This is a genomic window from Curvibacter sp. GW821-FHT01G03, from assembly GCF_059422285.1.
In genome coordinates this window covers 82,663-109,572 of the sequence record NZ_JBWKWP010000020.1, presented here as the reverse complement: position 1 = coordinate 109,572, position 26,910 = coordinate 82,663, and the positions used below count along the sequence as shown (strand labels likewise).

The following is a 26,910-nucleotide window of genomic DNA, read 5'->3' as shown; positions in this document are numbered from 1 at the left end:
GCCCAAAAACGTCGCCGTTTCGCTGGGTAGCCACCACATCCCCCACTGGGGAGTTTGAAATGGACCGTCGTCTTGTTCTGCAAGCCCTGGGCGCCACGTTGCTGCCCGGCCTGGCTCAGGCCCAGTCACCGGCCTGGCCCGCACGCCCGCTGAAGCTGATCGTGCCGTTTCCGCCCGGGGGCACCACCGATCTGGTGGCGCGCCTGGTGGCCACGCAGATGGCCGTCACGCTGGGCCAGCCGGTGGTGGTGGACAACAAGCCCGGGGCGGGCACGGTGATCGGCGTGGACGCCGGGGCCAAGGCGGCGCCCGACGGGCTGACCCTGACCTGCGTGGCCAACAGCTTCTGCGTCAACCAGACCCTGGTGAAGAACCTGCCCTACGACGGCCTGCGCGACCTGCGCCCGGTGGGCTTGATGGGCCTGTCGGAGCATGTGCTGGCCTGCCACCCGGACAGCGGCATCCGCTCCATCGCCGACCTGCGTGCCGCCGCGCGCCAGCCGGGTGCACGGCTCAGCTACGCCTCGTTCGGCAGTGGTACCTCGGCCCATCTGGCCGGCGAGATGCTGCGTGAACAGATGGGCATCGAGCTGACCCACATCCCCTACAAGGGTCAGGCCCCGGCCCTGAACGATTTGTTGGGCGGCCAGGTGACGCTGATGTTCGGCAACTGGCCCGAGTTCAGGGCCCATGTGCAGACCGGCAAACTGGTGGCCGTGGGCATGGCCACGGCACAGCGCTCAACCTATGCGCCCGACATCCCCACCCTGGCCGAGCAAGGCGTGGCAGTCGAATCCAACTCGTGGAACGGCCTGCTGGTGCCCACGGCCACGCCCGATGCGGTGGTGGCCCGGCTCAATGCCGCGCTGCGCCAGGCCCTGGAGACGGCGGCCGTGCGCGAGGCCTTTGCCAAGGGCAGCATCCGCTCGCTGGCGGGCACGCCCGAGCAGTTTGGCCAATTCATCCGCAGCGAAGTGGCCCGCTATGCGCAGGTGATCCGCAGCGCCCACATCAGCGCCGAGAGCTGACCCCACCCACCGACCTCACACTCAGGAGACCGCCATGGGCAAACTCGCACTGGCCGCCAAGATCACCCACGTGCCCTCGCTGTACCTGAGCGAGCTGCCGGGCCCGCGCCACGGCACGCGGCAAGACGCCATCGACGGCCACCATGAGATCGGCCGACGTTGCCGTGAACTGGGCGTGGACACCCTGGTGGTGTTCGACACCCACTGGCTGGTCAACGCCAACTACCACATCAACTGTGGCCCGCATTTCAAGGGCGTCTATACCAGCAACGAGCTGCCGCATTTCATCAGCAACCTGCCGTTTGAATGCCCGGGCAACCCCGAGCTGGGCCGGCTGATGGCGCGCACCTGCAATGAGCTGGGCGTGGAAACCCTGGCCCACGACGCCACCACGCTGAACCCCGAGTACGGCACCCTGGTGCCGCTGCGCTACATGAACCCCGACCAGCACTTCAAGGTGGTGTCGGTGTCGGCGCTGTGCACGGGCCACTACCTGAACGACAGCGCCCGCCTGGGCTGGGCCCTGCGCCGTGCGGTGGAGGAGCACTACGACGGCACGGTGGCCTTTCTGGCCAGCGGCTCGCTGAGCCACCGCTTTGCCCAGAACGGCCTGGCGCCCCAGTTCGCCTTCAAGGTCTGGAGCCCCTTCCTGGAGATGATGGACCACGAGGTGATCGCGCTGTGGCAGCGCGGCGACTGGCCCGCCTTCTGCGAGATGCTGCCCGAGTACGCCACCAAGGGCCATGGCGAAGGCTTCATGCACGACACCGCCATGCTGCTGGGCGCGCTGGGCTGGTCGGCCTATGAGGGCCAGGCCGAGGTCATCACCCCCTACTTCGGTGCCTCGGGCACGGGCCAGATCAATGCCGTGTTCCCCATCACGCCGCAGGACGGCCATGCCATTCCCGCGGCCCAGGCCTCGGCCGCCAGCGGCTACCAGGCCTTTCCGCGCCTGTGACCCCTTTCTGACATTTTTCATTGCATTGACATGCCCCACCTCGTCATCCTCTACACCCCCAACATCGAGCCCGAGACCGACCTCAGCGCCCTGTGCCGCAGCCTGGCCGACACCATGCTGGCCCACCGCGACGAGGCCGGCAAAGCCGTGTTCCCGCCGGGTGGCACCCGGGTGCTGGCCTTCCCGGCCGCGCACCATGCGGTGTCCGATGGCGGGGCGGCCGGCCGGGCCGCCGGTGGCAGCGGCGACTATGCCTTTGTCTACCTGAACCTGCGCATGGGCGCGGGCCGCTCGCCTGCCGTGGTCCAGGCCGTGGGCGAGGCCCTGCTGGGCGTGGTCAAACAGCACTTTGGCCCTCTGCTGGCGCAGCGCCACATTGGCATCACCCTGCAGGTGGACGAGGGTGCGCCCTCGTTTGATGGCAAGTACAGCAACCTGCACCCCTTGTTCAACAAGGCAGTCTGACCCCACCCTCCCCCTGAAAGCGAGACCCCGCATGTTCACCCCCGAGCAGATCGCCACCCTGGCCACCGAGCTGGACCAGGCCGAGAAAAGCCGCCAGCAGGTCGAGCATTTCTCCAAGCGCTACCCCGACATGCGCATCGAAGACGGCTATGCCATCTCGCGCGAATGGGTGCGCCAGAAGATCGCCGCAGGCCGCACCGTGCGTGGCCACAAGATCGGCCTGACCTCGCGCGCCATGCAGCTCTCGAGCCAGATCACCGAACCCGACTACGGCACCCTGCTGGACGACATGTTCTTTGCCGAGGGCAGCGACATTCCGTTCGAGCGCTTCATTGCCCCTCGGGTGGAGGTGGAACTGGCCTTCATCCTCGGCAAGCCGCTGCGCGGCCCCGGCGTCACCCTGTACGACGTGCTCGCCGCCACCGACTGGGTGGTGCCCGCCATCGAGATCATCGACGCCCGCATCGAGCAGTTCGACCGCCACACCAAGGCACCGCGCAAGGTGTTTGACACCATTGCCGACAACGCGGCCAATGCCGGCATCGTGCTGGGGGGGCGCCCGGTGCGCCCCGACGCGGTGGACCTGCGCTGGGTGAGTGCCCTACTGTTCAAGAACGGCGTGATCGAGGAATCGGGCGTGGCCGCCGCGGTGCTGAACCACCCGGCCCAGGGTGTCGCCTGGCTGGCCAACAAGCTGGCCCCCTGGGGCGAAAGCCTGCAGGCCGGCGAGGTGGTGCTGGGCGGCTCGTTCACCCGGCCCACGCCGGCCCTGCCGGGCGACACCTTCCATGCCGATTACGGCCCCCTGGGTTCCATCGCCTTCAGATTCACATGACCCCCACGCTCATCACTCTGTGTATCGCTGCCCCTCAAGGGGGCCCAACCCGCCTTGGGGCGGCCCGGCGGCGGGTTGACATGACCCCCACGCTTGGCACTGCGTGTGCTGCGCTGCCCCCCGAGGGGGCCCAACCCGCCTTGGGGCGGCCCTGCGGCGGGTTGACTCCCACATCGAACAAGGTGTCGCATGACTGAAGTGAATCGCCCCGTCTGCCTGATCACCGGCGCCGCCACCGGCATCGGCGCGGCCTGTGCACGCGAGTTCTCGCGCCAGGGCTGGGATGTGGGCCTGGCCTACTTCGAGCCCACGGCCGCCGAGGCGCGGGCCGTGGCCCGCGAGTGCGAGGCCCTGGGCGCACGGGTGCTGGCCCTGGCGCTGGATGTGCGCGACGACGCACAGTGCCGGGCCGTGGCGGCGCAGATGCAGTTGCATTTCGGCGGCCTGCAAGCACTGGTCAATTCCGCCGGTGTCACCCGCTTCGTGCCCCATGCCGATCTTGAGTCGCTGGATGGCCCTGATTTTCAGCGGCTCAACGAGGTGAACCTGATCGGCCCCTGGCAGATGACTCGCGCCTGCCGCAATGCGCTGGCTGCTTCGGGCCAGGGGGCCGTGGTCAACATCTCGTCGGTGGGCGGCGTGCTGGGGCGGGGCTCTTCACTGGCCTATGCTGCGACCAAAGGGGCACTCAACACCCTCACGCTGGGCCTGGCCCGGGCATTGGCCCCGGCGATCCGCGTCAATGCGATCGCCCCGGGCTTTGTGGCTGGCGGCCTGCCCAGCCGGGTGCTGGGCGAGGCCGAGCACGCCGATGTGCTGCAGCGCCAGCGCCAGGCCTCGGTGCTGCAACGCGTGTCGCAGCCCGACGAGGTGGCGGCGCTGGCCTGGTTCGTGGCCGCGCGGGCGCCAGGCATGACGGGCGAGGTGCTGGTGATGGACAACGGTTTGCACCTGAACGCGGGTTGATCCGGCTCAAAAAGGTTATGAGGCAAAACCAAACACTGCAGGTAAACACGGGTGGCGATACCGCTCAACGGCTGGAAAAATCCGCTCTCAGACATTGACGCCAATGGGGCGTCCGTGCTGAGCCAGACATTCCGGAGACTGACATGAGCCACTTCGACCCCCTGCACCCGAACCGCCGCCAATGGCTGCAAAGCACCGGCGCCGGCGCCTTGCTGGCCGCCCTGGGCCAGTCTGCGCTGGCCCAGACCAACGCCTTCGAATCAATGAAGATCATCACCGGCTTTGCGGCGGGTGGCACCTCGGACACCCTGTGCCGGCGGGTGGCCGACAAGCTGCCCGGCACGGGCTACACCAAGACGGCCTATGTCGAGAACAAGACGGGTGCGGGCGGGCAGATCGCGATCCAGTTCGTCAAGTCGCAAAACCCCGACGGCCAGACCCTGCTGCAGACCCCGATGTCGATGCTGGGCATCTACCCGCACATCTACAAGAAGCTGGCCTACGACCCGGTGGCCGACCTGAGTCCGGTGTCGCTGGCCTGCGTGTTTGACTTTGGCTTTGCCGTGGGCCCCTCGGTGCCGGCCAGCGTGAAGACCGTGCCCGAGTTCCTGGCCTGGTGCAAGGCCAACCCCAAAGAGGCCAACTTCGGTTCCCCGGCCGCCGGCTCGGTGCCGCACTTCGTGGGTTCGCTCCTGGGCCACCACGCAGGCATCGACCTCAAGCACATCGCCTTCCGCGGCACCCAGCCCGCCATTCTCGACATGATCGGCGGCCAGTTGCCCGCGGTGTCGGGCCCACTGGGCGAGTTCTCGCAGCACGTGGCAGCGGGCAAGTGCCGCCTGCTGGCCTCCACCGGCGCACAGCGCAGCAAGTTCACGCCCAACACCCAGACCATGGCCGAACAAGGCCTGAAGGACATGGTGTTTGGCGAGTGGTTCGGCTTCTACCTGCCAGCCAAGGCCCCGCGTGAACTGGTACAGCGCCTGAACACCGCACTGCGCGCCGCCCTGGCCACGCCCGAGGTGGTGGACGGCCTGGGCGCCATGGGACTGGAGGCCAAGTCCTCCACCCCCGTCGAGCTGGCCGCCCTGTTGAAAACCGACTTCGAACGCTGGGGTCCGCTGGTGAAAACCATCGGCTTCAGTGCCGACGCCTAGAGCGTCCCACCGCGCCCCCGACTGGGGGCCCCTTGAGGAAACTGACCATGACCCTGCCCCTCCAGCCCCAACGACTGCCGCCGCCAGCCCCACCCGCGGGCATGCACCCGGATGAGTGGGCCCAACGCCAACAGTTGGCGGCCTGCTACCGGGTATTCGCGCTGCTGGGCTGGACGGAGATGATCTACAACCACATCACGCTGCGCCTGCCCGACAGCGTGAGCGGGGGCGAGAAGCAGTTCCTGATCAACCCTTTCGGCCTGCACTACAGCGAGGTCACGGCCAGCAACCTGGTCAAGATCGACCTGCAGGGCCGGGCGCTCGACGGCTCAACCTACCCCGTCAACCCGGCGGGCTTCGTGGTGCACGGCGCCATCCACGAAGGGCTGGCCGAGGCCCACTGCGTGATGCACACCCACACCACCGCCGGCGTGGCCGTGGCCTGCCTGCAAGGCGGGCTGCAGCAGACCAACTTCTACACTGCGCAGCTGCACAACATGGTCGGCTACCACGACTTCGAGGGCATCACCGTGCATGCCGAAGAAGGCCCGCGCCTGGTCAACAACATCCGCGGCAAGCCCGCGGTGATTTTGCGCAACCACGGGCTGCTGGCCTATGGCCAGACCCTGCCCCAGACCTTTGCCATCCTGTGGACGCTGCAGCGCGCCTGCGAGATCCAGCTGGCCACCCTGTCCATGGGGCCGGCCATCCCGGTGACCGAAGAGGCCGCCATCAAGAGCAGCCGCGATGCCCTGCAGTTCAGCCCCAGCCACGGCGCCGGCCAGGACGTGTTCGACGCCCTGGTGCGCCAGGTGGAACGCCTGGACCGCAGCTACCAGCACTGAAGCCGGCCGCGCGCCACAATCACAGCCTCGCTCATCTTTTGCCCCCTCGGGGGCCCTGGACATCTCATGAAAGCATGCATTTACGGCGCCGGTGCCATCGGCGGCTGGATCGGTGCCGGCCTGGCCGACGCAGGGGCCACCCTCAGCGTGGTGGCCCGTGGTGCCACCTTGCAGGCCCTGCAAACGCATGGCCTGCGCCTTGAACAAGGCGGCCAGCAACGGCACTGGCCGGTGCAAGCCAGTGCCAACCCGGCCGAACTGGGCGTGCAGGATCTGGTGGTGATCGCGGTCAAGGCCCCGGCCCTGGTCGAGGTGGCGCGCCAGATCGCCCCCCTGATTGGCCCCGACACGGTGGTGCTGACGGCCATGAACGGGGTGCCCTGGTGGTTTCTGCAGGGCTTTGGCGGCGGGCTGGCCGGCACGCGGCTGCAGTCGGTCGACCCCACGGGCGAGATCACGGCCGCCATCCCGAGCACTCAGGTGATCGGCTGCGTGGTGCACGCCAGTTGCTCGCTGAACGGCCCAGGCCAGGTGAAGCACCATTTCGGCAACGGCCTGATCATCGGCGAGCCTGCCGGCGGCAGCAGCCCGCGGCTGGAAGCCCTGCTGGCCCTGCTGCTGAAGGCCGGCTTCCAGGCCAGCGCCTCGGCCCAGATCCAGCGTGACGTCTGGTACAAGCTCTGGGGCAACATGACGGTCAACCCGGTGAGTGCGCTGACCGGCGCCACCACCGACTTGATCCTGGGCGACCCGCAGGTGCGTGACTTCATCTCTGCCGTGATGCGCGAGGCCAAGGCCATCGGCGAGCACATCGGCATCCCGATCGACCAGCAGCCTGAAGACCGGCACCAGGTCACGCTCAAGCTCGGCGCCTTCAAGACCTCGATGCTGCAGGATGTGGAGGCGCGGCGCAGCGTTGAGCTCGACGCCCTGGTGGGCGCGGTGCGCGAGCTGGGCCAGTTGGCCGGCGTGGCCACCCCCTTCACCGACGCCCTGCTGGGCCTGGCCCGGCTGCAGGCACAAACCCTGGGGCTGTACCCGCGATGAGCTGCCGCCCCGTTTTCACGCCCGTCCTGTACGGCCTGTACGGCCTGCTGGCCGCGGGCCTGCTGAGCGCCCTGCCCGCCCAGGCGGTGGACGAGAACGCCGGCAACAAAGCCCCGGTCAAGGTGGTGGCGCCCGACACCTTGAGCGTGAGCGGCCAAGCCGGCCAGGGCGCGCTGCGCCTGTACGCGTCGCGGGATCTGCAGGACATGGCCGCGCTGGCCGATGTCGAACGCGCGGTGCTGGTGTTCCATGGCCGGCTGCGCGATGCCAACGTGTACTGGGCCTCGGCACGCAAGGCCGCCCAGGCTGCCGGCCCCGCCGCAGCCCACAGCCTGCTGCTGGTGCCGCAGTTTCTGGCCGATCGCGACGTGGCAGCCCATGCCCTGCCGAGCGACACCTTGCGCTGGAGCCTGGAAGGCTGGATGGGGGGCGAGACCGCCACCGCGCCCGCCGCCCTCAGTTCCTTCGAAGCCATCGACGCCCTGCTGGCCCTGCTGGCCGACCGGAAGCGCTTTCCCAAACTCAGCCAGGTGGTGGTGGCCGGGCATTCAGGCGGCGCCCAGGTGGTGCAGCGCTACGCGGTGGTGGGCCAGGGCGAAGGCCGCCTGCCTGGCGTAGCCGTGCGCTATGTGGTGGCCAACCCCTCGTCCTACCTGTACTTTCACCCCGAACGACCGGTGCCGGCCGTGGCCGCGGCCTGCCCCGGGGTGAACCAATGGAAATACGGCTGGGCCGAGGCGCCAGGCTACGCCAGCCAGCTCAGCCCCGGCGCCTACGAGGCCCGCTACCTGCAACGCGACGTGATCTACCTGCTGGGCAGCGCCGACACCAACCCACAGCACCCGGCCCTGGACAAGAGCTGTGCCGCCGAGGCCCAGGGCCCCTACCGCTACGCCCGCGGCCATGCCTATGTGGACGACCTGCGCCAGCGCCACCCCGGACTGGCCCAGCGCCAGTTTGACGTGCCCGGCGTGGGACACGACGGCGACGCCATGCTGGGCTCGGCCTGCGGCCAGGCCGCGCTGTTTGATGCGTCCGAGGCCTGGGCACGCTGCAAGGCGCCCTGAGTCCGATCAAGCCTGGCCAACTCCCGGCTTGAAACCGGGACGCTTCTGTGCTTCACTTCCTGAGGACGTGCGCCATGGCTGGCGCACGCCCCAGCCATGGCCTCGATCGGATCGTCCACCTCTGCCGCTGCCGCCCCTCCACTGCCGGCCGCCACCAGCCGCGGCAAGGCAGCGGCGCGCACCGAGTTGAGCCCCGAGCAGCAGCGCCAAGTGGCCGCCCTGAAGGCCACCGACCTGCGCGTGCGCAACCATGAACAAGCCCACATCTCGGCCGGGCAGGGGGTGGTCACCAGCGGCGCCCAGTACACCTACACCACCGGCCCCGACGGCGTGCGCTACGCGGTGGCGGGCGAGGTGGGCATCGACACCTCGCGCGAGCAAAAGCCCGAGGCCAACATCGACAAAGGCCAGCGCATCCAGTCAGCCGCCCTGGCCCCGGCCGACCCCAGCCCGCAGGACCGCCGCGTGGCCGCCGTGGGCGCCGAATTGGTGGCCGACGGCCAGAGCGAGCTCAACGCTCAGCGCCACCAGCAGGCCACAGAACGCACCAGCCCACAGGCCCGGCAAGGCACGGCCGCCTACCGCTCGGTAAACTCCGGTTCGGACACCGACACCCGCCTCAGCCTGTTCGCCTGAACCGCCCATCGGCCGGCCGACGTGCCCAACCCCTGCATCCTTCACCGGAGTTTTCATGTCCCGTCTGCAGCTTTATTTCGCCCCAGGCACCTGCGCCCTGGCCGTCCACATCGCCCTGACCGAAGCCCAGGCCGGCCACGAGCTGGTTCGCGTCAACTTTGCCGAAGCCCAGCAACGCACGCCCGAGTACCTGGCCGTCAACCCCAAGGGGCGCGTGCCCGCCCTGGTCACCGAACAGGGCGTGCTGACCGAAACCCCCGCTTTGCTGCTGTACGTGGCCCAGCGCTTTCCTGAGGCCGGCCTGGCCCCGCTGGACAACCCCTTCCTGCTGGCCCGCATGCAGGAGGTGAACAGCTACCTGTGCTCGACCGTGCACATCAACCACGCCCACCGGCCGCGCGCCTCGCGTTGGGCCGACGAGCCCGAAGCCATTGCGGCCATGCAGCGCAAGGTGGCGGCCAACATGACCGAGAACTTCCAGCTGATCGAAAAGCACTACCTGCAAGGCCCCTGGGTGCTGGGCGACACCTACTCGGTGGCCGATGCCTACCTGTACACCATCTCCACCTGGCTGGCCAGCGACGGTGTTGACGTGGCGCAGTTCCCCCAGGTGGTGGCCCACCGCGAACGCCTGCTGCAGCGCCCGGGCGTGCAACAGGCCCTGGCCTCGGGCGCTTGATGGGCCCCAAGCAGCGGGGTCCCCTGCAGGCGGCCCACACGATGCAATCCGAGCGCGGCGAGGTGCCTGGCCATGCTTGAGGTCCCTGAGCCGGCCTCGGTCAACCGCTGGCTGCTGCTGGGCACGGCCATCGTGGCCGAGGTGATCGGCACCAGCTTCATGAAGTCGTCCGAGGGCTTCACCCGCCTGGGGCCTTCGCTGGCCGTGGTGCTGGGCTACGGTCTGGCCTTCTACCTGCTCTCGCTCACGCTCAAGGTGATGCCGGTGGGTGTGGCCTATGCAGTGTGGTCAGGCGTGGGCATCGCACTCATCACCGTGATCGCATGGGCCGTACATGGCCAGCAGTTGAACGGCCCCAGCCTGCTCGGCCTGGGCCTGATCATGGCCGGTGTGGTCGTGCTGCAGCTTTACGCAGACTGAATCGTCCGCCGCAAAAAGGCCCTGTGGCGCCACGTCAAGGCTGCAGTGGCCGGCAAGCCATTGAACCGCAGCCCAAACTGGCCTGCCCGCCAGGAGCCCTCCTGCTCACTCTCGACCCTTGGACTTGCCAAACATCAGCACGCCTTTGCCCAAAAAATAATTGAGGGGAACCATCATGGCGGTGACCTCAAGCGGCGCCCAAACGCGGCTCTGATGAAAGACCTCGACGAGAGTGGACAACAGCGGTGCCGACAAGGCATATTGAACCAGATAGATCCAAGGATAGGAAAATGCACCCCGCCATGAGAGCCCAACCCTGAAGACCCACAGAGCATTCAAAGAATACGATATCAAGATACCTGAGACATAGGCCACGGCAAAGGCAACTTGATAATGCATCCAGTTCTTGAGCGCCAAATAAATAAGCCATGACAGACCTGTATTGGCGACTCCGCTCAAGATAAAGCGAACGACACGACCCAACCCCTCTCGCCAGGAAGCCTTCATCGGGCACCCGTGTGGGAAGTCAGTGTCATGAACTCTGTGTAATCTCTGACATAATCTGCTGGATCATAGGAATGTGATGCGAAGACCAGCAAGATTGCATCTTGCGAGTATTTGTATTGAGTGCCCCAAACCATGGGGGGCAGATACAGACCTGCGGCTGGATTGTCCAGCAAGACCTCCATGCGCTGTTGACCATCATCCACCATGACCGAACAACGGCCTTTCACACAGATGAGAAACTGATGGCACTCTCGGTGCGCATGCTCACCTCTGGTCTTTTCACTTGGCACATTGAAAACCAGGAAATAGCGCTTCGGAGCAAATGGAATTTGCGACTCAAAATCACCCACGGACAAATCACCACGCATATCCTTGACCAATCTCAGATGATGCATGGTGACGCCGCGTACCGCCAAAGGATAGGAAGCTGGCTCTTCTTTCGAATCTGAACCAGAAAATCTCGGAGTCGACAAAACCTGCTCTACGCCATCACGGACAGGTGTCTGGCTGTTTGAGTAACCCGTAATCCGCGCTGGATTCCCCATCACAATGGCATTCGGAGGAACCGACTTGGTCACCACTGCACCGGCCCCGACCATGGCTCCTTGGCCGATCACAATCCCGGGCAGGAGACTGGCGCCAGCACCGATCGAAGCGCCTCTTTCAATGATTGTTTTTAGAAATTTCTCAGGTTGCTGACGGGAGCGGGGAAATTTGTCATTTGAAAAGCTGACATTGGGGCCGATGAAGACATCGTTCGCCACACGCACCCCATCCCACAATTGAACACCTGATTTGACAGTAACACGATGCCCCAACTCGACGTCATTCTCTATGAAACAATGCGAGCAAATGTTGCAATCCTCTCCGACCACAGCCCCTGGCAATACCACCACATACTGCCAAACGCGGGTCCTCGCTCCTATTTTTAAAGATTGAACATCGGCTGCTGGGTGTATCGTAGGCATATTTATTTTATGGATGATGGGTCGACCTGGATTTCATTGGAATCAGAGGTCATTTTTAAATTTTCTGGCCACGATCGACAGCGGCCTCTGCTTTGTGTTCTCATAGGCCCGCCACGCATAATTACCGACAACGCCAATTCCCAGAAGATTGAGTCCTCCTAGAAAGAGCACGGCCAGCATCGTTGCAGCATAGCCTGGTACTGGAATCAGTCCGAAGATCTTGGCCACCACAACCAAGACACTGAGCAGCAATGAAACAACAACCCCCACACACCCAAGGCGGATCAACAGCCTGATGGGATAGTCAGTGAAAGCAAAAACGCTGTCCAGCATGTACTCAGCCTTTTTACGGAAACTCCAGGCTGATTGACCATGCACGCGTTCTTTCCGCTCATAGCCAACCAGTTCACGTCGAAAACCGAGCCAGAATATCAATGCAATCAGTGAAGACCGAGACTCCTCCAGCTTGAGGAGCTGCTCTCTGAAGTCATGGTTACAGCCAAAAATATCGACTCCGCCTGGTGGCATTTCCGGCACGATCCAGCGTCGATACAAGGCCCAGAACAGGCCAGATGTCATGCGACTCAGCAAGGGGTCTTTGCGGGACACGCGGGTGCCCAGAGCCACATCGCAGACGTCCCGCTCCAGCAGATCGAAGAAATCAAGCAGCAATTGCGGCGGTTCCTGGAGATCGGCCGCCATGACGCCAAAGTACGCCCCTCGTGCGGCTGCCAAGCCCGTTCGGATGGCCGCAAAGGAGCCGAAATTCCGCGAGTGGACCAGCAACTGGGCTGCAAAAGTGAAGCGAGGCAAGGCCTCCCGCACTCGTTCGAAACTGCGATCAGGACTGCCGTCGATGACAAACACGGCTTCCAACAAACCATTCAAGGACGTGTTCAGATGCGACAGGACCTCAAACAGATCCGGCAGGGATTCCTCATTACCGTAGATCGGTATCACCACTGAATATTTCATGGTCGCCAACTGTTGACGGACTCCACAACATGGGCCAAGTCCTGCTCCGTCATTTCCGGATAGCAAGGAAGGGTCAGAACCTGGCTTGCCAGCAGATCAGTGCAGGGCAAGTCCCTGTCTGCGTACCCCGTCAGAACGGGTTGCCGATGATCGGGAATCGGATAATGCACGTCCGTCGCCACGCCCCGCTCAAGCAGATGCGCCGCCAGGGATGCCCGCGCCTCAACGCGAATCACAAAAAGGTGCATCACATGGTTTTCGTCCAGGTCTGTCGGCACCTCGACCAGGGGATGGACCAGGCCACGGATATAGCCATGAGCCAGATGACGGCGACGAGCGTTGTCTTGGTCCAGAAAGGGTAGGAAAACCCTCAAATATGCGGACTGCAGTTCATCCAGGCGACTGTTGCGACCGCCTGGATAGGTGACCTTGTACTTCTGGCTCCAACCATACTGGCGCAATTGACCCAGGGCCTGCGCTGTCTTCGGATCACGGCAAACCACGGCGCCACCGTCTCCCAACCCACCCAGATTCTTGGTGGGGTAGAAACTGAAGCAGGCGGCATCGCCAAAAGCCCCCACACGGCGCCCTGCAACCCTTGCGCCATGTGCCTGGGCACAGTCCTCGATCAGGGGCACGCCACGGTCTGCGCAGAGCTTGGCCATCACATCGATACCAGGCACCGCGCGACCGTACAAGTGAGTGACAACAACGGCCTGGACCCCTGCCTCAAGCGCCTTTTGAACTTCAGCAACCGACACACACTGGGTGGACAAGTCGACATCCATGAAAAAGGGCGTCGCACCCAGATGCAAGAGACTGCCGCAGGTGTACATGCCGGCATTGGCAACGGTGGCCACGACATCGCCAGCCGCCACCCCAAGCGCACGCAGGGCCAGTTCAATGGCATCGCTGCCGTTACCCACACCGACTGCAAAATCGACACCGACAAAAGCAGAGAATTCTTTTTCAAACGCCGCGGTCTCGGGCCCCAACACCAGCCACCCGCTGTCCAGGACACGTTGAGTGGCCTGCTCAAGAGATGTTTGATATCGACTCAATCGGGCAGATATATTATTAATCGACTGCATAAATCAACATATGGAACGGCCTCAATTAAAAATGCGATCAGACATCAATAATTATTAATCATGAGGCAATCAATCCGGGATCAAGAGCTTGCAACGCAGATCAACGTCACCCAACGAGACGGATGGATTCAATGAGTCAAAATCAATGCGTAATGAATGACCAAATCCGACTTGACTTTCCAAAATGAAGTTCATCCACTCGGAATGATCACCCGTATCATCCTGCAGTTGCTTCGTAGCAGAGTGCTCGATCTGAAAAAAATCTTGCCCATCGGCCGTATAAAAAACACCTACCATCGCCTTTTGAAGACCTTGATTTCTAATACCAAGCTCAAGAATCCTACAAGCTCTTGCAGGAATATTTCCAGGTATATTTAAAAATAGTTGAGCCTTTTCTCCAGTGACAAAACCACCCACCACATCATGCGGAAGATTGGTTGTTCGAAGCCAGACAAACTGTGATGAGGCCTTGTCGCGAGAATACCTAAGCCAACTAGCCGGGAAATCCGCCTTCTCAGGCAAAGGCAGAACTGGAACCGACTGAACGAATGACGACTGCAACTTGCGAGCATATGCGTACGCCCTTGACAAATCAGCAATGAAATTAACCTGCGGACATTTCAGAGGACGCCCTTCCTGAAGTTTTTTAACCAAGCAATCGCGAAGCTCCAATTGAAAAGAGCTGGTCTCTTGAAAGTATTGATTGTGCTTATAAACACCAGAATTAATTGCATGGAGCACTAGCAAAGAAGCAACAATTAAAACCAATCTCCGCAGATTTTCCAGCCTCACGAACCGACAACTCTGAATCGCGAAGCAAACGCATGCCAAACACCACGGCCACCACAAGGTGACCCAAAAATAATGAAATCGAAGCATGCCAAACTCGAAGACCTTGAGGGGGGTATTAATATCAGGAGACCGCCAGTTAGTGCGCCCTGCAGCCACCATCATCAAGTAAACGAGGACTCCAAAAAACAAAGTCCCAACGATAGTCAGCAATTGAATTGACTTGTCGTCTGAAGATTCTTTAACAAGAAAGCGCCCGGCGGCCCAGCAGATCGAGAGGAAAACTCCACCTCCTACAAAAATAGCGATCAGCATGGAAGCCCCCCCCTGAGGCAACATCAAGGCACGAGCCAGTTTCCCAAGGAGGTAGCACCAAAAATCCATTTCCGTTGGCCATGCCATGACCACAGGGTGGGGATTTACGCCATTTCGAGGAAGCAGCGCCCAATAGCAGTGCGCATACGCCGCAATTGACCCGATCAATGTAAGACTCACCCCAGCCCGCCGTAACGGGACGCCCGCTTGATCATTTTTTTTACGCAAGACCCAAGAGAAGCAGAGAAAAAAAACACCTGTCGTCAACGAAGCAAATGCACCGGATATATACGTCAGGCTGGCCAAAAGCGCGAGAATTAAGACGAGTGGCTGACGAAGACGATCACGCATGGAATTCGCCAGCACCAAGCGAATTATTCCCAAAATAAAAATCAAAGGAAGTGCTTGGTGATACGCCATGTTCTGCGCGCCCCAATACGATCCAGGCTGCAGCATGTAGAGTGTCAAGGAAAAGCAGGCAGCACATAACACAAAGTCGCTCAGAACTCTGCGCAGGAGAGTCCACTGCAGACAAAGCAAAGCTCCCATGACGACCGAATAGGTTATGGTTTGGTAGGCAATTGAATTGCCGCGCAAAAAAATTTGCGCGAGATCGTCCAAAAAATAACCCAAAGGAGCCAGCGTCCCCCCAGCGGCAGCAAACAATCTAGAAGAACTGAATGAGCCTATATTTTCGGCGTTGAAAATTCTCCAGTCATCATAATATGGTAAATCAATCCCATTAATCAACCACGATATCAAACTCGAAAAATAGCCAATAACAGGCAGGACACACAGAACCACACCTACTATCACACCAATATTTAACTGTGACGTAACTCGACCCGACCGAGGATCGACTTGATCATGCAGCATCATTTCAGTACACCAACAAAAGATTGGCGTAACCGCAACAGCCCCTCACGGTACTGTGAAGTGCTCACATCGGGCCGGGAGACCTTCAGAAGCCCCCAGAAAAAGATGACGACTCCGATCATTTATTACCTCACAATCGACTTTGAAATGAGATGGGCGTCACAAGCAAAACCGCCGAGCACGCAAAAACTCCGAGAGAACCCTGCGGCCACTGTCATCCATCAATAGCGGGACGCCATTCCCGGATGATCTCAAAACCAATATTTATGCAGTTTGTTATAAATTTCTGCGCTGAACAGTTTAACGCGAATGCGTTGAAACGTTATTCAAAGGAAGTAACCAGCGTAAGCCATGGAAAATTACGCCTCACGAGCGAGAAACGCGCTCCAGACAATCGTCACAAAATTGATCCGGAGAATCGACACTCGGCCTACGCCGATCAGGAATCGGGTGACCCGTTCGCTGGCTATGGAGCAGTTGCGCAGCCTCGCTCCGACTGGATGACTTCGAAGGATTGATGGATTGGTACCGGTCTGGCCGAAGGGTCTACTTCAGGCCAAGAAGATCATCCATGGGCGCTGTTAAACCTAAACAGGCACCGAAGTGACTCAAAGGTGTAGCCTCAGCCGTTGTCCACGGCCATGGCCATGGCCACCCGGGGCGCTACTGCGCACATCAGTTCGTAACCCACGGTGCCGGCGGCGTGGGCCACCTCGTCGATGGGCAGCACGGCGCCCTTGGACGAACGGCCCCACAGCGTGACCTCGCTGCCGAAGCCGAAGGGCACGCCGGCCTGTTCCAGCGGCGTGAGGTCGAGCATCAGCATGTCCATGCTGACACGGCCCACCAGGCGGGTGCGCACGCCATTCACCAGAATGGGGGTGCCGGTGTCGGCATGGCGTGGGTAGCCGTCGGCGTAACCGCAGGCGGCGATGCCCACGCGCATGGGCACCTCGGCCTGGAAGCGCGAGCCATAGCCCACGGTGGCGCCCGGCGCCAGCGTCTGCACGGCCAGCAGGCGGGTGTTCAGGCTCATGGTGGGCTGCAAGCCCCAGTGGGCGGCGCTGTGCTCCGGAAAATCAGGCGCGCTGCCATACAGCACGATGCCGGGGCGCGCCCAGTCACTTTTGACGCGGGGCTGCACACTGTGGCGCAACGTGGCCGCACTGTTGGCCAGGCTGCGTTCACCGGGCAGGTCGGCGGTGGCCGCCAGGAAGGCCTCTTCCTGGTGGGCGATGCCGCGCGGGCCGTCGGCGTCACTGAAGTGGGTCATCAGCGAAATCTCGTCCACCTGGGGCAAGGCATTGAGCCGGGTCCAGGCCGAACGGTAGCGCTCGGGGGTGAAACCCAGGCGGTTCATGCCGGAGTTCATCTTCAGGAACACCCGGTGCGGCACCTGGGTCTTGTGAGCGGCCAGCATGTCGATCTGCTCGTCGCAGTGCACCGCATGCCACAGATCCAGGCGCGAGCACAGCTCCAGGTCGCGCGATTCAAACACCCCTTCCAGCAACAGAATGGGGCCACGCCAGCCCAGCCGGCGCACGCGCTCGGCTTCGGCGAGGTCCAGCAGGGCAAAGCCGTCGGCACCCCGCAGACCTTCGAAGGCCCGCTCGATGCCATGGCCGTAGGCATTGGCCTTGACCACCGCCCAGACCCGTGCGTCGGGCACGGAACGACGCACCTGCGCCAGATTTTGCTGCAGCGCAGCAGTATGAACGGTGGCCTGGATGGGACGCGGCATGACGGGAAGCTGAAGTCGAAGTAAGGGGATTTTGGCATTTCAGCCCGGGGGGCGCGTGATATAACCGTTTGCCTTTTTGAGGCCTCGTTCAACATTACAAAAGTATCAGTTTTGCTGATGCACGAATCAGCCACTCCATGAAGCGCGGTTTCTACACCATCATGTCGGCGCAGTTTTTCAGCTCGCTGGCCGACAACGCCATATTCGTGGCCGCGGTTGAACTGCTCAAAAGCGAAGGCGCCCCCGAGTGGCAGCGCGCGGCCCTGGTGCCCATGTTCGCCCTGTTCTACGTGATCCTGGCGCCCTTTGTGGGGGCCTTTGCCGACGCCCAGCCCAAGGGCAAGGTGATGTTCATCAGCAATGCGATCAAGGTGCTGGGCTGTCTGCTGATGCTGTTCGGCACCCACCCCCTGATGGCCTACGCCGTGATCGGCCTGGGCGCGGCGGCCTACTCGCCGGCCAAGTACGGGATCCTCACCGAACTGCTGCCGGCCTCGCAACTGGTCAAGGCCAATGGCTGGATCGAGGGGCTGACCATCGCCTCCATCATCCTGGGCGTGCTGGTGGGGGGGCAACTGGTGGGGCATTCGGTGTCGGGCCTGTTGCTGTCGTTTGACTTCCCGGTGTTCGACACCGGGGTCGATACCCCGCCCGAGGCCGCCATCTTCGTGCTGATCTTTGTCTACGCACTGGCCGCCTGGTTCAACACCCGCATCCCGCACACCGGCGTCACCATGCGCTCCTTGCGCCAGAACCCCGAGCAGAGCGTGCTGCGCAATGCCCTGAACCTGGTGCCCGATTTCTGGACCTGCAACTCGCGCCTGTGGCACGACCGGTTGGGCCAGATCTCGCTCTCCACCACCACCTTGTTCTGGGGCGTCAGTGGCAACCTGCGCTACATCGTGCTGGCCTGGAGTGCGGCCGCACTGGGCTACAGCACCACCCAGGCCTCGTCCCTGGTCGGGGTGGTGGCCATCGGCACGGCCGTGGGTGCCGTGGTGGCCTCGATGCGCATGCGCCTGGAGCACGCCACCCGCGTCATGCCCCTGGGGATTGCCATGGGCGTGCTGGTGGTGCTGATGAATTACATCGACAACGTCTGGCTGGCCGCGCCCTTCCTGATCCTGCTGGGGGGCCTGGGTGGCTTCCTGGTGGTGCCAATGAACGCGCTGCTGCAACACCGTGGGCACAACCTGATGGGCGCAGGCCGCTCGATTGCGGTGCAGAACTTCAACGAACAGGCCTGCATCCTGGCCCTGGGCGCTTTCTACAGCCTGTCCACCAAGTTCGGCCTGTCGGCTTTCGGCGCGATCACGGCCTTCGGCCTGGTGGTGGCGGTGGCCATGTGGCTGATCAAGCGCTGGCACCAGCACAACTGCGTGCAGCACGCCGACGAGCTCAAGGCGCTGATCACGCTGGCGCGCAACGACCAAGGGCATTGAGGTTTCGATCCAGGAGGGCGCTCACCTGGGTGCTCACCTGAGTGGTCACCTGGCCGGTGTATAACCCGCCTCAGCGCCTCAACAGCGGGAGCCCCCCCATGCCCAAGAACGCCGCCTTCACCCTGAAGCTGGAGCCCGCACTGCGTGACGCCTTCCTGGCGGCAGCCCAGGCGCACGGTCAGCCGGCCGAGCAGATCCTGCAAGACCTGGTCCGCGGTTTTGTGCAGCGCCAGCATCAGGCACACGACTACGCCACGTTTCTGCACGACAAGGTTGCCACTGCGCGTGAGCAGGTGCGCGCGGGCCGGTACCACGCGGCGGGCGAGGTAGACGCCCGGTTTGCAGCCCGGCACCCGGCCTTGCTGGCCCAGGCGGGGCGGGCTGTCACATGAGGGTCTTCTGGGCCTCGGCCGCCGAGCAGGACCGCAGCGACATCTTCGACTACACCCGCCAGGGCAACCCGCTGGCCGCCATCCAGATGGACCACCTCTTCGCCGAATGGGCGGCTCGCCTGGCCGGGCACCCCTTGCTGGGCCAGGCCGGCCTGATCCCGGGTACGCGTGAACTGATTCCCCACGAAAACTACCGCCTCGTCTACGAGGTACAGAGTGACACGGTGTGGATTCTGGCCCTGGTGCAAACGGCCCGCACCTGGCCATGACCCAGCCCACCTCATGAACCGACCTGCCCTGCACAGCCCCCCGAATCACGCCTCACTGCAAGCCTTGCCCTGTGTGCTGGCCCTGATGTTCAACGCCTTCGTCTGGGGCGTGTCATGGTGGCCACTGCGCCAACTGGAGCAGGCCGGCCTGCACCCGCTGTGGGCCACCGCGCTGATCTACCTGCTGTCGCTGAGCGTCACCCTGCTGCTGCGCCCCGGGGCGCTGGGTGGCCTGCTGCGGCACCGCGGGCTGTGGCTGTTGTCGCTGGGCGCGGGCATGACCAATGTGTGCTTCAACTGGGCCGTGACGGTGGGCGATGTGGTGCGCGTGGTGCTGCTGTTCTACCTGATGCCCGTGTGGTCCACCCTGCTGGCGTGGTGGCTGCTGGGTGAGCGGCCGCGCCTGGTCTCGCTGCTGCGCATGGCCCTGGCCCTGGCCGGGGTGGCGGTGGTGCTGAAAGCGCCGGGCGTGGATTGGCCGGTGCCCGAGTCCATGGCCGATTGGCTGGCCCTGGGCGGCGGTGCCAGCTTCGCCTTGACCAATGTGTTGCTCAAGCGTTTCAGCAACGCCCCGGCCGAGTCCCGGGTGCTGGCCATGTTCGGCGGTGGCTCGGTGTTGTCGTGCGCCACGGCGGCGCTGGGGGTGGTCCAGGGCCACATCAGCCCCCTGCCTGCGGCCGCACCCGGCTGGCTGCTGCTGGCCGCCGGGCTGAGCCTGGCCTACCTGCTGGGCAATGTGGCTTTGCAATACGGCGCCTCGCGCCTGGCCGCCAGCACCACCTCGCTGGTGATGCTGTCGGAGGTGCTGTTTGCCAGCGCCTCCTCGGTGCTGCTGGGGGCGGCCGAGCTGCCGCTGCGGGTGTGGCTGGGGGGTGCACTGATCGTGGCCGCTGCCGCCTGGCAGGCGCTGGCACCCAGCACCCCCGGCGAAGGCGCCGCGCATTGATGGCGATACGGAATGTCGCACTTCTGACGGTGCGGCTGTTGGGCCCCCGCTAGCATGGCCCACCCCACCACCATCGATTGGATCCTTGCATGCCCAGCGTCTACGATTTCGAAGCCCAGCAGATCGACGGCCAGACCGTGCCCCTGAAGCAATTCGAGGGGCAGGTGCTGCTGATCGTGAACACCGCCAGCGCCTGTGGTTTCACGCCGCAGTTTGCGGGGCTGGAGGCGCTGAACCAGCGCTATGGCGGGCGCGGTCTGGTGGTGCTGGGCTTTCCATGCAACCAGTTCGGCCACCAGGACCCGGGCAGCGATGAGCAGATCGCCAGCTTCTGCCAGGTCAACTACGGCGTGAGCTTTCCGATGATGAGCAAGATCGAGGTGAACGGCCCCCACGCCCACGCCCTGTACCGCTGGCTCAGCGCCGAAGCCCCGGGTCTGCTGGGCAGCAAGATGATCAAGTGGAATTTCACCAAGTTCCTGGTGGGCCGGGATGGCCGGGTGATCCGTCGCTATGCGCCGCAGGATGCCCCGGCCAGGCTGGCCGGCGACATTGAGCAGGCGCTGGCCAGCTGATCTGGGGCCAGGTTCAGTGCCCCACAGGGCGCTGGAAGGCCCGCACGCCCATCATCACCCCGCCCATCAACAAGCCGATGCCGGTCCCGGTGAGCCAGCCAGGCCACTGGCCGCGGTGCAGGAAGCCGTAGGCCAGGGCGGACAGGGTTTCGAACACGATCAGTTGGCCCGTCAATGAGGTGGGCAGCAGCTTGCTGGCCCGGCTCCAGGCCAGGGTGCCAGCCCAGGAGGCGAACAGGCCCATGGCCAGCATCAGCCCCACAAAGAGGCCCGGCTGGGGCCCCAGGCCCATCCACCAGGTCTGCCCGGGCAGTCGGCCCTGCCACAGGCCCCAGGCCAGCCAGCCCAATGCCGCCAGTGGCAGCGTGGCCAGGCCTTGTGCGGTGGTCCAGGTGGTGGCCGACAGGCCCGGGTGCGCCTTGAGCCAGCGGGCATTGCGGATGGGGTACCAGGTCCAGGCGGCCACGGCCACCACAGTGAGGCCAGCGCCCAGCCCGTAGGCATGGCCTTCGCTACCGCCCAGGCGCGCCATCTCCGACTGGTTGACGCAGGCGATGCCCCCCACGATCAGGCCCAGCGAGGGCATCAGCCGGGCCCAAGGCAAGGAGCGGTCATGCCAGTTGGCACACACCGCGATCACCACCGGCAGGGTACCGATCAGCACGCTGGCCAGGGGCACGCCGGCCGCCTGGATGCCCGCCGAAAGAAACAGGTAGTACAGGATGTTTCCCACCCACGCGAGCTTGAATGCCTCCACCCAGTCGGCGCGGCGCAGGGCCGCCAGGCGACTGCGGTCAGGCCAGGCCAGCAGCAAGGCCACCACGCCGAAGGCGATGTAGCGCCCAAAGGCCAGCGCCGCCGGCGGGTAATCGGGCAACAGGGCGGGGGCCACAAAGACCAGGCCCCACATGAGGCCGGCGGCCAGGGCATAGGCCACGCCTCGGATCAGATCGGCAGTTGCCATGGGGAAATAGGCTGTCTCAGCAAAAGGTCGAAGCGGCGCAGTGTGCCCCAGGCACGGGCGCCGGTCTTGTACCGGATTGCGCTGCGGCCTCTCAGGAACGCAAATCCAGCTGGCGTTGGTAGGCGCCCGGGGTGATGCCGTAAAGGCGACGCATCAGCCGGTTCAGGTGGGGCTGATCCACCAGCCCGACGCTGGCGGCCACCTCGGCCGGCGCCACGCCCTGGGCCAGCAAGGCCTTGGCCCGGGCCCCACGGCGCGCCTGCAGGTAGACCTGCGGGGTATGGCGGGTGCTCTGCTGGAAGCGGCGCAGAAAATGAAAGGGTGACAGCCCCGCCACCCCGGCGAGCTCGTCCAGGCGCAAGGTCTGGTGCAGGTGGGCTTCCAGGTAGTCCTGCACGCGGGCCAGCGTGAGCGCCGACAACCCGGCCTGGCGAGGCGGCATGCCGGCAGCGCGGCCATGGCGACGCACCAGCTCATCGACCAGCACGGCCAGCTGACTGTCAAACGCCAGCGGCTGCCCGACACAGGCCCACAGGACATCCAGGGCCTGGGTCACCCGCTGCCCCAGCACCGGGTCATCCACCGCGGCTTGGGCAAAACGCTGCACCGGCTGGCCGCTGAGCTCGGCCAGCACGGCCGGCTCCAGGTAGACCATGCGATAGCGCCAGCCCTGGGCGGTATCGGCGCGCCCGGTGTGCAGCTCGTCGTCATCCATCAGCACCAGGGAGCCTGGGCCGGCCACGTGCTCACTGCCGCGGTAGCGAAAGCGCTCCACACCCCACTCGACCGCCCCGATGCCAAAAGCGTCGTGGGCATGAGGCGCAAAGACGTGGTCGACGATTTCGGCCCGGTACAGCTCCACCCCGGCCCGGTGCGGCACCCGCCGGTACAGGGCGCGATCGCGCGGCGAGTCAAAGGCCTGTGGCACGCCGCTGGGGCGCAACGGGGGCTCGGCGTCGGGCACAGGTGCGTTCAACAAGGCTCAGGACCGGCTGGGCTGGCGCCAGGCGTGCCGCTGCAGCGATTCGAGGGTCACGAACTGCAGCGCGCTTTCATGGGTGGCCTCCAGCACCACAGGTGGGGCCACGCCTGCCTCCAGCGCCTCGCGCCAGCGCAGCGCACACAGGCACCAGCGGTCGCCCGGTTGCAACCCGGCAAAGCGGTATTCAGGTCTCGGGGTGCTGAGGTCATTGCCCACACTGAGCGAAAAGGCCAGGAAGTCGGCCGTCACACGGGCACAGACCAAGTGGCTGCCGGCGTCGTCGGCGTCGGTCTGGCAACAGCCGTCTCGGAAGTAGCCGGTCAGGGGGTCGTAAGAGCAGGCCATCAGCTCGGTGCCCAGCACGTTTTTCGCAGGAGACAAGGTGGTCATGGGGAAACTGCGCCAAGGCGCCGGATTGTTGGGGGCGTGTTCAAGGTCTCAGCCCCCAGTGTGCGACAAGCTGGTTTGCACTTTGTGAAATGTGAACAAAAACCCCGCCTGGTCCACGTGCATCAGGCGCGCTCGCGGCGCCCCTGGCCCACCTCGCGCAACAGGTCGGCCAGGGTCTTGCCGGCCTCATCGCGAAAACGATCCTCCAGGCACTCCAGCTGGGTCATGCGGTCCAGCCGAAAGCTGCGGAAGGCCTGCCGGCTTTCACACCAGGCGGCCAGCGTCCAGACCTGTCCCCAGAAAAAACAGCCCAGCGGCCGCAGCGTGCGTTCGCTGTGCTCGCCCGACAGCGCGTGATAGCACAGCCGCACCTTGTGGCGCGACTGGGCCGCCTCGCGCAGGCGCTGCAGGTGCTGCTGAACCTGCGGGTCCTGCCCCAGGGTGGGGGCATAAACGGCCTGCGACTCGGCCGCCGCCCGCGCCCCTGCGGGCAGCACCGACAGGATCTTGCCCAGGGCCTGTTCGGCCTCGCGCGCCAGGGCCGGGTCGAACCAGGCCTGGGCCAGGCGCACGGCCGCCAGCAGAGCGCCGGCCTCGGCCTGGGTGAACATCAGGGGCGGCAGCTCGAAGCCAGCCCCCATGCGGTAGCCCACGCCAGCCTCGCCCTCGATGGGCACGCCCTGGTGCTGCAGGTCGGCCACATCGCGGTAGATGGTGCGCTCGGACACCTCCAGCCGCTCGGCCAGAAAGGCGGCCGTGCTGAGGCGACGACCGCGAATCAGCTGGACGATGTGAAACAAACGGTCGGCGCGGCGCATGGGCATTGGAACGGTTGGGTGGGGTCAGGTGGGCCGGCCCCGGATCGACGATGATGCCAGTTCATTCTTTGCCCGGAAGCCCGACGCCATGAAAACCGCCCTGATCGTGATTGATGTGCAACAAGCCCTGTGTGAGGGCGAAGGCGCCGTCTGGCAGGCCCCCGCGCTGATCGAACGCCTCAATGGCTTGACGACGCGGGCCCGGCAGGCCGGCGTGCCGGTGGTTTTTGTGCAGCATGAAAGCCCGGGCAGCCCCTTGGCGCACGGCTCGCGGGGCTGGCAGTTGGCCGACGGGCTGCAAGCCAGCACCCTGGACCTGCGGGTGCGCAAGACCACCCCGGACTCGTTCCTGAACACCGGGCTGAAGCTGCGCCTGGAGGCGCTGGGCATCCAGGCCCTGGTGCTGTGTGGCATGCACACCGAGTTCTGCGTGGACACCACGGCCCGGCGTGCGCTGGCCCTGGGCTACCCGGTGACGCTGCCGGCCGATGGCCATGGCTCGGCCGGCAATGCGGCCCTGAGCGCAGAGCAGGTGGTGGCGCACCACAACATCACCTTGAGCAACATCAGCAGTTTCGGGCCTCGGGTACAGATCGTGCCCTGTGCCGAGCTGAGTTTCGGGGCATGAGCCCCATCTCACGCCCGGCGACCCGCCTCAGGCCGGGCCAGCCACGCCCATGGCGTGGGCGATCAGCCCCATGTCGTGGGCACTGAGCTCGAACAGACCGAAGCGGAAGCGGGCGCCCCAGCGCTGGCGGTCTTCGACAAAGTCGAACCGGTCCAGCAGGGGGTGGATCGGTACCTCTCGGGCCACTGGCAGGTAATGCACGTCGCGCCGGAACGGCACGAAGCCACCGCCCATGTCGAAGGCATAGGGCTGGCCCGGCGCCACCCGGCCGATCGAGACCAGGCTTTGCAGCCGGTCGCTACCGCCCATGCGGGTGCTGGGCGAGTAATAGGCCACCCAGTCGCCGGGCTGCAGACGCGCCAGCGGGCCTCGCTTGCCGCGGCAGACCTGCATGAAGCCCTGCGGGGCGTGGTCGCGGCCGCGGCGGGCGTGCTCGGCGCAAGCCACGGCCATCCAGTGGCGCGGCACACGGTCGGGCAACAAGGGGGCATCCGGGAACAGGGGCATGGCGTGCATGGCGTGCCCCGGCTCAGCGCTGAGTGCTGTGCAGGCCCACCAGGTTGCCCTCGGTATCGTGCACATGGGCAATGAAGCCGATGCCGTGGGGCAGTTCGATGCAGGTGTCCAACACCTGACCACCCGCCGCGCCAACGCGGGCCACGGCCGCCGCCAGCGAGGGGCTGCAGTCCAGGTAAGGGCGCACGCCCGCATCGGGGGCCACGCGGCGCCCGGGGCCGGCCACCAGGCAACCGCCCGGGGCCGGCTTGTCGTGGCAGAACACGGCCATGGGGCCGCCGCCAAAATCTTCGCGGTGCATGGGGCGGGCCAGCACGGCCTCATAAAAGGCCTGGGCACGGTCCAGGTCGGCGCAGGGGATCTCGAACCAGGTGATCGCGTGGCGGGTGGAGGTGGCAGAAGAGGTGTTCATGGTCTTTTCCTTCAAGCAGGGTTGTGAAGGACGCCATGTTGCGGGGGGGCTGCTGACAACGGGGTGTCAGCAGCCTGCGGCGCGGGGCCGCAGAGGACAGAGATGCCCGACTCAGGCCGCGGGGGCTGCGGGCAGTTCAGACGCTTCGGGCGCGTCGTCAGCCACCTCGGCCGCAGCGGAGGCGGCAGCATCGGCCGCAGCGATCGCATCAGCCGCCATCTGCCGACGGCGCTGGGCGCGCTCCACGGTGCGGGCCGCGTCGCGCGGGTCGAACCCGTACATGTCGGCAAAGGCCTGCACGGTCTGGCCGCTGGCTTCGAAGGCGCGCAGGCGGGCTTCGTCGCGGGCGGCGGCTTCGGCGGCCTCGGCCAGGGCTTCGTCGAGCACGGCATTGGCGGCTTCGTCACGGCCGATCACGCGGGCCGCATAGGCCTCTGAGCTCAGGCCCGAGGCCTCGAAGGCCTGCACGATGCGCCGGCGCAGCTTGGGACGCAGGTCTTCGGCGCCCGGGCGCTGCTGGCGACGGCGGAATACCTCCAGCAAGGCATGGTGCACGTGCTCGGGGGCCATGGCTTCGACCGGCTGGCCATGCAGGTCATGGCGCTGCTGGCCTGCGGCCACCGCCGTCAGATAGCGGCTGGAGCGGGTGTGCAAAGCCAGGGCGGCCTTCAAGGCTTCGCGCTCGAACACCTCGGGGTGGGCGTCCTGCAGGTCCTGGAAGATGCCTCGCTTGAGCGGCAAGGGCTGCTCGCCAAACAGGGCCGGGTACAGGCCGGCGAGTTGATCGAGCACGGGGTGGCTGCGCGCCGGACGGGCAGGCTTGGACGACTGAGGGGCTGCCGCACCATGCTCAGCACGCTCGGCGCCAGGCTGGCGTTGCGGGCGGCGGCCACCTTCACGGCCTGGGTTGCGACCACCGTCACGTCCACCGTCACGACCCCGGTCACGGGCCGCTTGGGCGGCCGCTGGCTGGGCGGCAGCACCCTCACCGCCCTCGGGGCGCGAGCGCCCACGGCCACCGCGGCGGCCACGCCGCGCGCCGCGCTCAGGGGGGGCGCCGGCCTCGCCAGCGGGTTCCTGCGCGGTGACGGCACCGGTCGGAACTTCGGATGCGGCGGCCTGCGGCAACGCCGACGCGGCATCGGCCAGAGGAGGTACGCCAGCGGTTTCGGACACGGATTCAGTCATGGCAGAACGGATTTCGCAAAGGG

General features: G+C 64.9%; 31 protein-coding genes. 18 read left to right on the top strand and 13 right to left on the bottom strand.

Annotated elements, in window-relative coordinates:
• Positions 1–59 precede the first annotated feature (59 nt).
• The 12 genes from AC07VS_RS24360 to AC07VS_RS24305 all read left to right on the top strand — a co-directional run bounded on the left by AC07VS_RS24360 (position 60) and on the right by AC07VS_RS24305 (position 10,103).
• Positions 60–1,028, top strand: coding sequence for a tripartite tricarboxylate transporter substrate binding protein (locus AC07VS_RS24360; RefSeq protein WP_494752249.1), 969 nt, complete (start codon positions 60–62; stop codon positions 1,026–1,028).
• A 34-nt stretch (positions 1,029–1,062) separates the two neighbouring features.
• Positions 1,063–1,986: a 3,4-dihydroxyphenylacetate 2,3-dioxygenase gene (hpaD, locus tag AC07VS_RS24355; protein ID WP_492350529.1), complete on the top strand. Its 924-nt coding sequence runs from the start codon at positions 1,063–1,065 to the stop codon at positions 1,984–1,986.
• Positions 1,987–2,016: 30 nt separating this feature from the next.
• A complete protein-coding gene (locus AC07VS_RS24350) occupies positions 2,017–2,451 on the top strand; it encodes a 5-carboxymethyl-2-hydroxymuconate Delta-isomerase (protein ID WP_494752248.1) in 435 nt (144 codons plus the stop codon).
• Positions 2,452–2,482: 31 nt separating this feature from the next.
• On the top strand, positions 2,483–3,286 hold the full coding sequence (gene hpaH / locus AC07VS_RS24345; RefSeq protein ID WP_492350531.1) for a 2-oxo-hept-4-ene-1,7-dioate hydratase: 804 nt from the start codon (positions 2,483–2,485) through the stop codon (positions 3,284–3,286).
• Positions 3,287–3,475: 189 nt separating this feature from the next.
• Complete coding sequence (locus AC07VS_RS24340) at positions 3,476–4,252, top strand: SDR family NAD(P)-dependent oxidoreductase (RefSeq protein WP_494752247.1); 777 nt, start codon at positions 3,476–3,478, stop codon at positions 4,250–4,252.
• Between the two features lie 143 nt (positions 4,253–4,395).
• Positions 4,396–5,409 carry a Bug family tripartite tricarboxylate transporter substrate binding protein gene (locus tag AC07VS_RS24335; RefSeq protein ID WP_494752246.1) on the top strand — a complete coding sequence of 338 codons (1,014 nt, stop codon included), beginning with the start codon at positions 4,396–4,398 and terminating at the stop codon, positions 5,407–5,409.
• A 47-nt stretch (positions 5,410–5,456) separates the two neighbouring features.
• A complete protein-coding gene (locus AC07VS_RS24330) occupies positions 5,457–6,254 on the top strand; it encodes a class II aldolase/adducin family protein (RefSeq protein WP_494752245.1) in 798 nt (265 codons plus the stop codon).
• Between the two features lie 66 nt (positions 6,255–6,320).
• A complete protein-coding gene (locus AC07VS_RS24325) occupies positions 6,321–7,301 on the top strand; it encodes a 2-dehydropantoate 2-reductase (protein WP_494752244.1) in 981 nt (326 codons plus the stop codon).
• Positions 7,298–8,368 (top strand): alpha/beta hydrolase, encoded by a 1,071-nt coding sequence (locus AC07VS_RS24320; protein ID WP_494752243.1) that lies wholly within the window; start codon positions 7,298–7,300, stop codon positions 8,366–8,368. Before AC07VS_RS24325 ends, AC07VS_RS24320 begins: the two co-directional genes overlap by 4 nt.
• Before the next feature lie 96 nt (positions 8,369–8,464).
• Positions 8,465–9,004: a putative metalloprotease CJM1_0395 family protein gene (locus AC07VS_RS24315; RefSeq protein WP_492350537.1), complete on the top strand. Its 540-nt coding sequence runs from the start codon at positions 8,465–8,467 to the stop codon at positions 9,002–9,004.
• 55 nt (positions 9,005–9,059) lie between these two features.
• On the top strand, positions 9,060–9,683 hold the full coding sequence (locus AC07VS_RS24310; protein WP_492350538.1) for a glutathione S-transferase family protein: 624 nt from the start codon (positions 9,060–9,062) through the stop codon (positions 9,681–9,683).
• Between the two features lie 72 nt (positions 9,684–9,755).
• Complete coding sequence (locus AC07VS_RS24305) at positions 9,756–10,103, top strand: DMT family transporter (protein WP_494655950.1); 348 nt, start codon at positions 9,756–9,758, stop codon at positions 10,101–10,103.
• Positions 10,104–10,208: 105 nt separating this feature from the next.
• On the opposite strand, the gene AC07VS_RS24300 is transcribed toward AC07VS_RS24305, so the two are convergent.
• The 6 genes from AC07VS_RS24300 to alr form a co-directional block, all read right to left on the bottom strand.
• Positions 10,209–10,610, bottom strand: coding sequence for a GtrA family protein (locus AC07VS_RS24300; RefSeq protein WP_494752242.1), 402 nt, complete (start codon positions 10,608–10,610; stop codon positions 10,209–10,211).
• On the bottom strand, positions 10,607–11,578 hold the full coding sequence (locus AC07VS_RS24295; RefSeq protein WP_494752241.1) for a WxcM-like domain-containing protein: 972 nt from the start codon (positions 11,576–11,578) through the stop codon (positions 10,607–10,609). Before AC07VS_RS24295 ends, AC07VS_RS24300 begins: the two co-directional genes overlap by 4 nt.
• Positions 11,579–11,620: 42 nt before the next feature.
• On the bottom strand, positions 11,621–12,553 hold the full coding sequence (locus AC07VS_RS24290) for a glycosyltransferase (protein ID WP_494752240.1): 933 nt from the start codon (positions 12,551–12,553) through the stop codon (positions 11,621–11,623).
• Complete coding sequence (locus AC07VS_RS24285) at positions 12,550–13,614, bottom strand: DegT/DnrJ/EryC1/StrS family aminotransferase (RefSeq protein ID WP_494752239.1); 1,065 nt, start codon at positions 13,612–13,614, stop codon at positions 12,550–12,552. Before AC07VS_RS24285 ends, AC07VS_RS24290 begins: the two co-directional genes overlap by 4 nt.
• A gap of 99 nt (positions 13,615–13,713) precedes the next feature.
• Entirely contained in the window at positions 13,714–15,627 is a 1,914-nt protein-coding gene (locus AC07VS_RS24280; RefSeq protein WP_494752238.1) for a hypothetical protein, read from the bottom strand.
• A gap of 619 nt (positions 15,628–16,246) precedes the next feature.
• Positions 16,247–17,365 carry an alanine racemase gene (gene alr / locus AC07VS_RS24275; protein ID WP_494752237.1) on the bottom strand — a complete coding sequence of 373 codons (1,119 nt, stop codon included), beginning with the start codon at positions 17,363–17,365 and terminating at the stop codon, positions 16,247–16,249.
• 137 nt (positions 17,366–17,502) lie between these two features.
• On the opposite strand from alr, the gene lplT reads away from it, so the two are divergent.
• The 5 genes from lplT (at position 17,503) to AC07VS_RS24250 (ending at position 20,989) form a co-directional block, all read left to right on the top strand.
• Positions 17,503–18,807: a lysophospholipid transporter LplT gene (gene lplT, locus AC07VS_RS24270; RefSeq protein WP_492350546.1), complete on the top strand. Its 1,305-nt coding sequence runs from the start codon at positions 17,503–17,505 to the stop codon at positions 18,805–18,807.
• Between the two features lie 98 nt (positions 18,808–18,905).
• Complete coding sequence (locus AC07VS_RS24265) at positions 18,906–19,199, top strand: hypothetical protein (RefSeq protein WP_494655948.1); 294 nt, start codon at positions 18,906–18,908, stop codon at positions 19,197–19,199.
• Complete coding sequence (locus AC07VS_RS24260) at positions 19,196–19,468, top strand: type II toxin-antitoxin system RelE/ParE family toxin (protein ID WP_492350548.1); 273 nt, start codon at positions 19,196–19,198, stop codon at positions 19,466–19,468. Before AC07VS_RS24265 ends, AC07VS_RS24260 begins: the two co-directional genes overlap by 4 nt.
• A gap of 13 nt (positions 19,469–19,481) precedes the next feature.
• Entirely contained in the window at positions 19,482–20,414 is a 933-nt protein-coding gene (locus AC07VS_RS24255) for a DMT family transporter (protein ID WP_492350549.1), read from the top strand.
• 89 nt (positions 20,415–20,503) lie between these two features.
• Entirely contained in the window at positions 20,504–20,989 is a 486-nt protein-coding gene (locus AC07VS_RS24250; RefSeq protein ID WP_492350550.1) for a glutathione peroxidase, read from the top strand.
• A gap of 13 nt (positions 20,990–21,002) precedes the next feature.
• On the opposite strand, the gene AC07VS_RS24245 is transcribed toward AC07VS_RS24250, so the two are convergent.
• The 4 genes from AC07VS_RS24245 to AC07VS_RS24230 all read right to left on the bottom strand — a co-directional run bounded on the left by AC07VS_RS24245 (position 21,003) and on the right by AC07VS_RS24230 (position 24,143).
• Positions 21,003–21,953 carry a DMT family transporter gene (locus tag AC07VS_RS24245; protein WP_492350551.1) on the bottom strand — a complete coding sequence of 317 codons (951 nt, stop codon included), beginning with the start codon at positions 21,951–21,953 and terminating at the stop codon, positions 21,003–21,005.
• 91 nt (positions 21,954–22,044) lie between these two features.
• Entirely contained in the window at positions 22,045–22,929 is an 885-nt protein-coding gene (locus AC07VS_RS24240) for an AraC family transcriptional regulator (protein ID WP_494752236.1), read from the bottom strand.
• Positions 22,930–22,935: 6 nt separating this feature from the next.
• Positions 22,936–23,325 carry a DUF2237 family protein gene (locus AC07VS_RS24235; protein WP_492350553.1) on the bottom strand — a complete coding sequence of 130 codons (390 nt, stop codon included), beginning with the start codon at positions 23,323–23,325 and terminating at the stop codon, positions 22,936–22,938.
• A gap of 122 nt (positions 23,326–23,447) precedes the next feature.
• Positions 23,448–24,143 (bottom strand): helix-turn-helix transcriptional regulator, encoded by a 696-nt coding sequence (locus AC07VS_RS24230; protein WP_492350554.1) that lies wholly within the window; start codon positions 24,141–24,143, stop codon positions 23,448–23,450.
• 88 nt (positions 24,144–24,231) lie between these two features.
• On the opposite strand from AC07VS_RS24230, the gene AC07VS_RS24225 reads away from it, so the two are divergent.
• The gene (locus tag AC07VS_RS24225; protein WP_494655945.1) at positions 24,232–24,771 is read left to right on the top strand and encodes a cysteine hydrolase family protein; all 540 of its coding nucleotides are present in this window, start codon (positions 24,232–24,234) and stop codon (positions 24,769–24,771) included.
• A 27-nt stretch (positions 24,772–24,798) separates the two neighbouring features.
• Here the strand turns inward: AC07VS_RS24225 and AC07VS_RS24220 are convergent, their stop codons facing one another.
• From AC07VS_RS24220 to AC07VS_RS24210, 3 genes are all read right to left on the bottom strand, one after another.
• Positions 24,799–25,287, bottom strand: coding sequence for an EVE domain-containing protein (locus AC07VS_RS24220; RefSeq protein ID WP_494752235.1), 489 nt, complete (start codon positions 25,285–25,287; stop codon positions 24,799–24,801).
• A gap of 13 nt (positions 25,288–25,300) precedes the next feature.
• On the bottom strand, positions 25,301–25,699 hold the full coding sequence (locus AC07VS_RS24215) for a VOC family protein (RefSeq protein ID WP_492350557.1): 399 nt from the start codon (positions 25,697–25,699) through the stop codon (positions 25,301–25,303).
• 111 nt (positions 25,700–25,810) lie between these two features.
• Positions 25,811–26,887 carry a ProQ/FinO family protein gene (locus AC07VS_RS24210; protein WP_494752234.1) on the bottom strand — a complete coding sequence of 359 codons (1,077 nt, stop codon included), beginning with the start codon at positions 26,885–26,887 and terminating at the stop codon, positions 25,811–25,813.
• Positions 26,888–26,910 lie beyond the last annotated feature (23 nt).

Coding starts and splice junctions, on each gene's coding strand:
- AC07VS_RS24360 (WP_494752249.1), top strand. CDS start 60: ATGGACCGTCGTCTTGTTCTGCAAGCCCTGGGCGCCACGTTGCTGCCC.
- hpaD (WP_492350529.1), top strand. CDS start 1,063: ATGGGCAAACTCGCACTGGCCGCCAAGATCACCCACGTGCCCTCGCTG.
- AC07VS_RS24350 (WP_494752248.1), top strand. CDS start 2,017: ATGCCCCACCTCGTCATCCTCTACACCCCCAACATCGAGCCCGAGACC.
- hpaH (WP_492350531.1), top strand. CDS start 2,483: ATGTTCACCCCCGAGCAGATCGCCACCCTGGCCACCGAGCTGGACCAG.
- AC07VS_RS24340 (WP_494752247.1), top strand. CDS start 3,476: ATGACTGAAGTGAATCGCCCCGTCTGCCTGATCACCGGCGCCGCCACC.
- AC07VS_RS24335 (WP_494752246.1), top strand. CDS start 4,396: ATGAGCCACTTCGACCCCCTGCACCCGAACCGCCGCCAATGGCTGCAA.
- AC07VS_RS24330 (WP_494752245.1), top strand. CDS start 5,457: ATGACCCTGCCCCTCCAGCCCCAACGACTGCCGCCGCCAGCCCCACCC.
- AC07VS_RS24325 (WP_494752244.1), top strand. CDS start 6,321: ATGAAAGCATGCATTTACGGCGCCGGTGCCATCGGCGGCTGGATCGGT.
- AC07VS_RS24320 (WP_494752243.1), top strand. CDS start 7,298: ATGAGCTGCCGCCCCGTTTTCACGCCCGTCCTGTACGGCCTGTACGGC.
- AC07VS_RS24315 (WP_492350537.1), top strand. CDS start 8,465: ATGGCCTCGATCGGATCGTCCACCTCTGCCGCTGCCGCCCCTCCACTG.
- AC07VS_RS24310 (WP_492350538.1), top strand. CDS start 9,060: ATGTCCCGTCTGCAGCTTTATTTCGCCCCAGGCACCTGCGCCCTGGCC.
- AC07VS_RS24305 (WP_494655950.1), top strand. CDS start 9,756: ATGCTTGAGGTCCCTGAGCCGGCCTCGGTCAACCGCTGGCTGCTGCTG.
- AC07VS_RS24300 (WP_494752242.1), bottom strand. CDS start 10,610: ATGAAGGCTTCCTGGCGAGAGGGGTTGGGTCGTGTCGTTCGCTTTATC.
- AC07VS_RS24295 (WP_494752241.1), bottom strand. CDS start 11,578: ATGCCTACGATACACCCAGCAGCCGATGTTCAATCTTTAAAAATAGGA.
- AC07VS_RS24290 (WP_494752240.1), bottom strand. CDS start 12,553: ATGAAATATTCAGTGGTGATACCGATCTACGGTAATGAGGAATCCCTG.
- AC07VS_RS24280 (WP_494752238.1), bottom strand. CDS start 15,627: ATGATGCTGCATGATCAAGTCGATCCTCGGTCGGGTCGAGTTACGTCA.
- alr (WP_494752237.1), bottom strand. CDS start 17,365: ATGCCGCGTCCCATCCAGGCCACCGTTCATACTGCTGCGCTGCAGCAA.
- lplT (WP_492350546.1), top strand. CDS start 17,503: ATGAAGCGCGGTTTCTACACCATCATGTCGGCGCAGTTTTTCAGCTCG.
- AC07VS_RS24265 (WP_494655948.1), top strand. CDS start 18,906: ATGCCCAAGAACGCCGCCTTCACCCTGAAGCTGGAGCCCGCACTGCGT.
- AC07VS_RS24260 (WP_492350548.1), top strand. CDS start 19,196: ATGAGGGTCTTCTGGGCCTCGGCCGCCGAGCAGGACCGCAGCGACATC.
- AC07VS_RS24255 (WP_492350549.1), top strand. CDS start 19,482: ATGAACCGACCTGCCCTGCACAGCCCCCCGAATCACGCCTCACTGCAA.
- AC07VS_RS24250 (WP_492350550.1), top strand. CDS start 20,504: ATGCCCAGCGTCTACGATTTCGAAGCCCAGCAGATCGACGGCCAGACC.
- AC07VS_RS24245 (WP_492350551.1), bottom strand. CDS start 21,953: ATGGCAACTGCCGATCTGATCCGAGGCGTGGCCTATGCCCTGGCCGCC.
- AC07VS_RS24235 (WP_492350553.1), bottom strand. CDS start 23,325: ATGACCACCTTGTCTCCTGCGAAAAACGTGCTGGGCACCGAGCTGATG.
- AC07VS_RS24230 (WP_492350554.1), bottom strand. CDS start 24,143: ATGCGCCGCGCCGACCGTTTGTTTCACATCGTCCAGCTGATTCGCGGT.
- AC07VS_RS24225 (WP_494655945.1), top strand. CDS start 24,232: ATGAAAACCGCCCTGATCGTGATTGATGTGCAACAAGCCCTGTGTGAG.
- AC07VS_RS24220 (WP_494752235.1), bottom strand. CDS start 25,287: ATGCACGCCATGCCCCTGTTCCCGGATGCCCCCTTGTTGCCCGACCGT.
- AC07VS_RS24215 (WP_492350557.1), bottom strand. CDS start 25,699: ATGAACACCTCTTCTGCCACCTCCACCCGCCACGCGATCACCTGGTTC.
- AC07VS_RS24210 (WP_494752234.1), bottom strand. CDS start 26,887: ATGACTGAATCCGTGTCCGAAACCGCTGGCGTACCTCCTCTGGCCGAT.